This is a genomic window from Streptococcus oralis, assembly GCF_001579175.1.
GTDB lineage: Bacteria > Bacillota > Bacilli > Lactobacillales > Streptococcaceae > Streptococcus > Streptococcus oralis_O.
In genome coordinates this window covers 430466-438672 of sequence record NZ_KQ970759.1, presented here as the reverse complement: position 1 = coordinate 438672, position 8207 = coordinate 430466, and the positions used below count along the sequence as shown (strand labels likewise).

Annotated in this window: 6 protein-coding genes; all 6 read right to left on the bottom strand. The window is 39.2% G+C overall.

Annotation, left to right across the window (positions count from 1 at the left end):
• Positions 1 to 591 (bottom strand): GMP reductase (locus SORDD24_RS11550; RefSeq protein ID WP_231082657.1); only part of this gene is annotated, 591 nt, incomplete at its 3' end.
• A gap of 187 nt (positions 592 to 778) precedes the next feature.
• On the bottom strand, positions 779 to 3418 hold the full coding sequence (locus SORDD24_RS02190; RefSeq protein WP_061407055.1) for a DEAD/DEAH box helicase family protein: 2640 nt from the start codon (positions 3416 to 3418) through the stop codon (positions 779 to 781).
• Positions 3419 to 3422: 4 nt separating this feature from the next.
• Positions 3423 to 5321, bottom strand: coding sequence for a DNA methyltransferase (locus SORDD24_RS02185; RefSeq protein WP_061407053.1), 1899 nt, complete (start codon positions 5319 to 5321; stop codon positions 3423 to 3425).
• Positions 5322 to 5495: 174 nt separating this feature from the next.
• On the bottom strand, positions 5496 to 6275 hold the full coding sequence (locus SORDD24_RS02180; RefSeq protein WP_061407051.1) for an L-threonylcarbamoyladenylate synthase: 780 nt from the start codon (positions 6273 to 6275) through the stop codon (positions 5496 to 5498).
• 16 nt (positions 6276 to 6291) lie between these two features.
• On the bottom strand, positions 6292 to 6894 hold the full coding sequence (leuD, locus tag SORDD24_RS02175; protein WP_061407049.1) for a 3-isopropylmalate dehydratase small subunit: 603 nt from the start codon (positions 6892 to 6894) through the stop codon (positions 6292 to 6294).
• A gap of 9 nt (positions 6895 to 6903) precedes the next feature.
• The coding region (gene leuC / locus SORDD24_RS02170; protein WP_081103487.1) for a 3-isopropylmalate dehydratase large subunit at positions 6904 to 8207 on the bottom strand (1304 nt) is incomplete at its 5' end.

Below are 8207 nucleotides of genomic sequence, written 5' to 3'. Positions count from 1 at the left end.
ACACCAGCGTAGGGCAGCTAACTGCCAGCCACCTGTACCAAAACCTGTCTTGACCTTGGTGATACAAACTTTGCCAGGACCAATCCCAACCTTGGTGGCATCTGCACCAGCATTTTCCAACTCACGAACGGCTTCAGGCGTCCCAACATTTCCAGCAATCACAAAGGTCTCTGGCAACTCTTTCTTGATATGCTGAATCATAGAAATCACACTATCCGCATGACCATGAGCGATATCAATGGTAATGTACTCAGGAGCATCCGCCTTGAGCTGGCTGACAAAATCATACTCGTAGTCTTTAACACCGACAGAAATAGAAGCAATCAAGCCTTGATCATGCATGCGTTTGATAAAAGGAATGCGTCCTGCTTCATCAAAGCGGTGCATGATGTAGAAGTAACCACCTTTAGCCAATTGCTCTGCCACATTTTCATCCAAAATAGTTTGCATATTTGCTGGTACGACAGGTAGTTTAAAGGTATGGTTTCCTAGTGAGACACTTGTATCTGCCTCTGCACGGCTCTTAATCACACATTTATTGGGAATCAATTGAATATCTTCGTAGTCAAAAATAGGAAATTCGTTTAACATATCGATGTCTCGTTTCTTTTATAATGACCTACCTATGCTTCCGCATCGCTACGCCTTTTCCGACGTTTCCTTTATAAATTATAAACCAAAGTAAAGTTTTTGTCAAATATTTCGGTTTATTAATTTACAACGTTCGGATTTTATAGATATTGTAATGAAATACTATAAATAGTGTTCTTTTTGCACACTATAAATTTCGCAAACCACTTTTCACAATCTCTGTCCCCACCTCATGATTAAAGAAAGGCAGGCCAATAATGCGATAGCGGTCATCATCAAGCAACGTTTTTGCCTCATCTCTTTCAGTGATTTGCAGTAAAAATTTTTCTTTCCAGCCTTCCTTACCATTTGTAAAGGTATTATCTCCATCTAAAAATTGACTTCCTTTGGGTTCAATGAAAATCTGCCAAGATGTATTCCCAACTTTCTTATCATTTGCAAGCAAGATAAAATCCGGTTCAAAGGGGCGTCCTTCATCAAAGCTATAAATCTTAACTGCTTTTTCATTACGTAATAAATAAATATCAGACCATTTTTCTTGCAAGTCATCCATCCAATCACGAATAGCACGCACCAAATACTTTTCTTCGCTTGTTCCAAAGTTATCATCATAAGCATACCAATCCAGCTGATCTATATCTACAAAAATATTGGTTTCAGACCTTGTTTTCTGTGAACGTCCAAATTCTGCATTTCCCTGTTCATTGACAGTATATTTTCTCAAGATATTTTCTTCGAAAACCTCGCATACAGGAACAGACTCAAAGCTATTGGAACCATAAAACCGCTCTTCCGTTGGAACAATATCTTTTTCAATGCTATGCAGTAGTTTTTCAGCTATATAAAGTTTCTGCTCTGCTGTTAAGTCACTCATTTTTGATAAAGAACATTCTAAGATGATATTGACTTTCGAAAGCATGTCTATAAACGCAGAAACTCCACGCAAACCGAAGAAGGCTTGTTGTAAGTTTTCAAAGGTATACTGTTTATTTCGATTGATAGCTGTCCTGACAATATTTGAAGTGATTTCTTTTCCAAACTCAAATGTTAAAGTATTTGTCAACTCGGCTGTTAAAATGTCTCCTTCCGAAAATGCCTCAAAATCTCTTGTAGTAGAGGTCGGCAAACTCAACTCAAAGGAATTTGGAATAAAAGAGGTATCCAGCAAACTTTCTTGCCGTTGTTCGACATATTCTTGATAAGAAAGCCGTTTATTCATCCAAACGAGACCATCTGTATAGGTACGTGTTTGTTTAAAGGAGTCCTTTAACTTCAACTCACGCTCTTCTAAGTTGACATCATCAAAAATACCAGACTCACGCAAAACTTGTTTCAATTCTGAAATATAGCGAGGATTGTTGGCAGAATGATAGTGAAGTTGTTCAATGATACGGAGTTCATTATTTTCGTTTTCATCAAACTTACGAGTAAATTTTTCTTCCAGCTGATTATCAATCACAAATGGATAGTAGCGTGCACCACGACCAATGAGCTGTTTTTCAGCATTCGTGGTTTTTCCTGCCACAAAACCGTTTTTGGTCACCTTACCATCACGAGTATCATAGAGGCGAACAATATCAAAAAGATTAAGAACATCCCATCCTTCATTAAGCATATCCACCGCAAAAATGGCACGAATTTCATTTGAAGGAAGCTCTAAAGTATTCAACTCTACTAAGTTGTTGCTGGTCTTATTTTTTCCATCAATCAAGAGCAAACGTTCACGTCGGAAATCTTCCTGTAACTCTTCAATTAGGTCTTGAAGAGCAAGTCCAGTATCTTCAAAAAAATCAAACGCTTTTTCTAAAATCCCCTTTCGCCCTTCATTGATACTTGAAATTCTCTGATTTTGTACTTGCTCTACTGTCAAGTTAGACAACATCTCCAAGAAAGTCTCTAAATTCCCCTTGCTTTCAGCTATTTTTTGAGACTTAAACATGACTAAAGGTTTAAGATTGATGCCATGTTTGAGAGCAATTTTCTTTCGATATTGACTGATAAGGATTGCCTGCAGCATACGAGTTGGCAATTCACTGTCTACTAAATGGAAAAGTACATCTTTTGAGTACTTATCCAAGCGAAACTCTTTTAAGTCATATTTAAAAATCAAAGATTTTTCATACTTTTTCGCAATATCAGGGTTCGCTAGATCAATGGTTGCTGTAAATTCAAATAGTGATGATTTTTGAGCTGTTCTTTGAATATTTGCAATTGTCGCCGTCCAAGTAGCATTTTCATCTTTTTCTTTCTTGGCTAATCCTGCGTTCAAATGGTGAGCTTCATCTGCCAACAAGACAACTGACAAGTCTTCGAACTGCTCATAGGTTAGGCGATTTTCCCTTGGAGTATTTAAATCCTGATGCAGTTTCTGAATGGTAGTAAACACAATATTGATGCTGTCAGATTGGCTATCTGAAAAATCTGTCACCTCACGAACCGTCACTACTTGATTATCAATGATAATTTTTTCCGCAAATAGGTATTTTCCTGTTTCATTGGGCAAAAAGTTAGCTCTTGTTTTAGTGAGGATATTGTCATTATTAACAAAAAAGATAAAGTTCCGTTCGCCTTGTTTAAACTTTTCAAGAATAACCGCTGCCATCAATAAGGTTTTTCCTGAACCTGTCGCCATATTGTAAAGGACTTGTTCTGGTTTTTGATGATTTTTTTCATCGGTTTTATAGTAAAGATACCGTCCCGCCGCCTCTTTTTGGTAAGGACGCAAGGGATATTTAAGATTTTGCGTGATATAGTCGGGAATATTTTCTTTAAAGTCAATAAAGCCGTTTTCGCTGGCTTGGTTGTAAATCTCATACACAAAAGACATCTGCTCACTCCTCCCCGTAAAATTGGCGGTTAAGTTTTTTCTCTTGTTCTGAGATACCATAGTCGCTGTCGTCGATTTCTGAATAATTGACATAAAGGTTATTGTTATCTACCAACTCCAGCAACACTTGCTTCTGCTCAGCAAGCGAAAGTTCTTCAAACTCTTGTTTTTTCAGCTTTTTAGGATCAACACGATAAGACAAGAAAGATGATTTTTTGGCTTGTTCAAACAATTCTGATAAAATTTCTGTAGAAGTCGCTCCCAAAATAGCATTTTTAAAATCTTGTGCGTCATTTTTTAGTTCACAATAAACGAATGAACCGCCACCATTCCAGTTGACATCTTTAGAAATACCACCTTGTTCTCCGTCAATAACTTTTTTTAGACGTTTCACAGAAACATCTTCTATATAATCCATTTGTTCGATTCCGATGTATTGACGATTCATCTTGTGGGCAACAGCTTGTGTCGTTGCACTACCCATGAAAAAATCAAGGATTAGATCGCTTTCACTGGTAGCTATTTGCATAATACGCTGTAGTAATTTTTCCGGCTTCGGGGTGGAAAATAATTTAAGACTAAATAGTGATTTAATTTCTTTAGAAGCATGAGTATTCATAATTCCTGTAATTAAGTTTTTCCATGGTGCCGATCTTTCCATCACGTTATCTTCATTATCAACCTTAAGATATACCTTATATCTAATGGAATAATCATTTAGTTTTTTATCATGAACAAATTCACAGAATCCATTTTCCAATCCCCATTGAATTTTTTCTTTTCCCCATTTCCAAGTCCAACCATCATTAATAAATTCTCTTCTTTTATTTGGATATAAAATCTTTCCATCAGGCATCTCAATCCCAAAATTCATTGAATCACTATAACTAAGCCCTCCTCTATCTAATGTGTCATAATAAAAAGGTCCCCTTTTTTCATAATATTCGTCCGTATGCTTATAGCGGTTTCTGTCATATGAATCTGGATTTGTGGTTAATTGTACTAGATTTATATTCTTAGCATACATCAGTATGTGTTCAGTCGTTATCGAAATATTTATTGCATCAGAAGAACCAGTCTTTTTCTCCCAAATAATATCAGCTAAAAAATTATTTCTCTTAAATATTTCATCAGTCAAAACTTTTAAGTAAGCTTGCTCATTCTCATCACATTGGATAAAAAGAACTCCATCATTACTCAATAATTCTCTTGCTACCTCAAGACGATTTTTCATAAATGTTAACCAAGTCGAATGGTTAAATGAATCGTTATATCCAAAGCTATCAGAACCGGTGTTGTAGGGAGGATCAATATAAATCACCTTCACCTTTCCACCAAAGCGTTTTTTGAGGCTATGCAGGGCGATTAGATTATTCCCCTTAATGATAAGGTTGTCCGTACTCTTCAGCTCTTCTACTTCATGTTCGCCATCTGTATCATAGCGTTTAAAGTTTGTCAGTACCTTAGCGTCAAGCAAGCGATTGATTTCTGTTGGAGCAAGTTTCTCGTTAAAAAATACCTCTTGTCGTTTGGTGTCATCCTTGGTTTGCCCTCCTTCAAGCACGCAATCTTTATAAGGAAAATTCAGTACTACTTCTTTATTTTCAGAAAGGTAATTTCCATCAGCCGTTCCCAAACCAATTTTTGTTTTATATGCTGTAAAACTGTCTGGCAAGAACTCCTTGTTGTTTAAAAATTGCAGAAAGACATCTTTTTTAAAAACCAAGACACCATCTTGTAATTTCGAAAAGAAATGATTGGTGATTGTTTTATTGCTCATCAATTGATTGAGAAGTTCAGGACTATATTGCCGTGCCAACTCAGCCAGTTTATTCTTGTTTAGGACGCCATCCACCAAAAAATCAGGATTTTTAGTGAGGACTTGCTCCAATTCTTGCTTCATTTCGGAATTTCCTTTTCACTTAAAAATTTGTGAAGAGCTAATAGTATTCCTTTATATGTATATATAAAGGAAGGGTATACCCTTCGGTTTTTATTCATTTTCCTAGTTCTATTATAGCACATTTGAAAAAATTGAAAAGGTTGGGACAAAAATATCCCAACCACTTCAGAAATCTCAATAATACTCTCCCTGGCGATAATTCCATGAGTTAAAGGTATCTGACAGGTGCATCATAATTTTATCAATGTCAAGCCCTTTACGGATAACGACTGGTGCTGGTGAGGTTGAACGTGCTCCACCTTGTTCTGGGATGAGTTTGCCGTCCTTATCAACCATAGAGACCATCACACCTTGCTCGTAGCGGGTTTCAATGGTTTTGTCAGGTTGGATAGATGCCACATAGTCGTCTGCTTCGATGACAAGGTCCACCGCTCCTTCGATACGTTCTCCGATACCTTCTACCTTACCGCGGTTTCCTTTTCCAGATGGGTTGGCTGATGAGGCATAGACCATTTTGCCTTCTTCCCAAAGTTTAGCAGCCAACTGTTCTCCTGCTTTCCCGAATTTGATAACAAAACAGCTTGTTCCACGAACGTCTGTCATGAGCTCTTCACGGCCATCACCGTATGCTTTAAGTTTTTCAAAGGCTTCTGGTTTCCAAGGAAGGATACAACCTAGGAGAATATCTTCGTCCCAATGTTTTTGGTAGAAGGCTTCAATTTCTGGGTTTAGTTGTGCTAAAGCGCGTAGCTCGTCCATGCTACCACAAAGTACAACACCTGGTTTGTTACGGTTACGCTCTTTTGCTTCAAACTTGCGTTCAAGTCCTGCCTTATCGCTAGTCATGATAATGTAACCGACTTTAGTAGGACAAACGATACATCCGCCCTCACCTTTTAAAATGTCATAGCCTTCTTGTGAAAGTGTTCCGTTCCATTGAATGTGTTTTGTCATAGTTCTATTTCCTTTTCTATTTTTTCGAATCCTGCCAGTAGGCTGGTCGTTGTTTTTCATAGGCAGCAATCAAATCTTCATACTGCAAAGTAATACCGATATCATCCAAACCATTTAAGAGCTTGTGTTTCCACTCGCTATCGATTTCAAAAGTGAATTCTCCAACTGGTGAGATGATTTTTTGTTGTTCTAAGTCCACGGTTACCTGGTCAGTCGGTTGTAGTTGGGCTAGTTTCTCTCGAACATCTCTGGGCTGGACAATGGGCAACATGCCATTATTGAGTTCATTATTGTAATGAATGTCCCCGAAAGAACCTGCAATCACGACTTTAAAACCATAGTCAGCTAAAGCCCAAGCTGCGTGTTCCCTGGACGATCCTGCGCCAAAGTTATCCCCTGAGATGAGAATACTGGCTTTTCGATATTCAGGTCTGTTAAAGACAAAGTCTGGATCCTCAGTGTACTTGTCATCCAGATAACGCCAAGCATACATGAGGTACTTACCAAAGCCTTTCTTATCAATTAACTTGAGAAACTGCTTGGGAAGGATTTGGTCGGTATCAATGTTATCATTCATAAGAGGAACGGTTGTTCCCGTATAAACTGTAAATTTCTCCATATCCTCTCCTTACTGGGCTTCTGGCATCTGTCGAACATCTACGAAGTGCCCTGCGATAGCTGCCGCAGCTGCCATGGCTGGACTGCAGAGATGGGTCTTAGCACCAAAACCTTGTCTGTCCTCAAAGTTACGGTTGCTAGTTGAAGCGCAGTGGACACCATCTGGAACCTTGTCAGGATTCATCCCTAGGCACATAGAGCAACCTGAGTCTCTCCACTCAAAACCAGCATCTAGAAAGACTTTGTCCAAGCCCAACTTCTCAGCAGCTCGTTTCACAGGACGGGAACCTGGGACTACAATAGCCGTTAAGTTAGGAGCAATTTTCTTCCCTTTGACAAATCGCGCAGCCAGTTGCAAATCACTGAGACGAGCATTGGTACAAGAACCGATAAAGATATAACCTAGTTCAATATCTGCTGGCTTTTGGCCAGGTTCCAAGTCCATGTAATGATAAGCTCGTTCATCATTCATATCCTTAATTTCTGGAAAACTACTGTCAAAGTCAACCCCCATAGCAGGATTTGTTCCCCAGGTCACCATGGGTGCCAAATCAGAGACATCCATCTGGATAACCTTATCATAGACAGCATCCTCATCACTGACAAGTGTCTTCCAGTCAGCAACTGCCTTCTCGAAATCCTCTGGAACACATTCTCGTCCTTTGAGATAATCATAGGTAGTCTGATCTGGATTCATGATGCCCATCTTAGAGCCAAACTCGATGGACATATTGCAGATGGTCATTCGCTCTTCCATGGTCAGAGCATCAATCGCTTGCCCACGATATTCCACCACATAGCCTACACCACAAGCAACGCCGTACTTGGCAATCAAGGCGAGAATGTAATCCTTGGAATAAACTCCTTTTTGAGGAACACCAGTGAATTTTACCAGCATTTTCTTAGGTTTAACCTGCCAGAGCGTCTGAGTAGCGAAGACATGCTCAACCTCACTAGTCCCAATCCCAAAGGCGATAGCTCCGAAAGCCCCGTGAGTTGCCGTATGGCTGTCTCCACAGACGATGAATTTCCCTGGTTGAGTTCTTCCTGTTTCTGGTCCAACCATGTGAACGATTCCTTGCTTTTCAGAGCCGTGAGCAGCATGTTCAATCCCGAATTCCTCAACATTTTCAGCAAGCTTATCAATTTGAGCCTTGGAAATGACATCTCGAATATCGTAGATATTGACCGTCGGTACATTGTGGTCAAAGGTCCCAAATGTCAAGTCTGGCCGTCTCAATCTGCGTCCTGCATCTCGTAATCCTTGAAAAGCTTGGGGACTAGTCACTTCATGAATATAGTGCTGGTCCACAT

Bases quoted from the DNA above. Each gene is read 5' to 3' on its own strand.
- SORDD24_RS02185 (WP_061407053.1), bottom strand. From the start codon at position 5,321: ATGAAGCAAGAATTGGAGCAAGTCCTCACTAAAAATCCTGATTTTTTG.
- SORDD24_RS02190 (WP_061407055.1), bottom strand. From the start codon at position 3,418: ATGTCTTTTGTGTATGAGATTTACAACCAAGCCAGCGAAAACGGCTTT.
- leuD (WP_061407049.1), bottom strand. From the start codon at position 6,894: ATGGAGAAATTTACAGTTTATACGGGAACAACCGTTCCTCTTATGAAT.
- SORDD24_RS02180 (WP_061407051.1), bottom strand. From the start codon at position 6,275: ATGACAAAACACATTCAATGGAACGGAACACTTTCACAAGAAGGCTAT.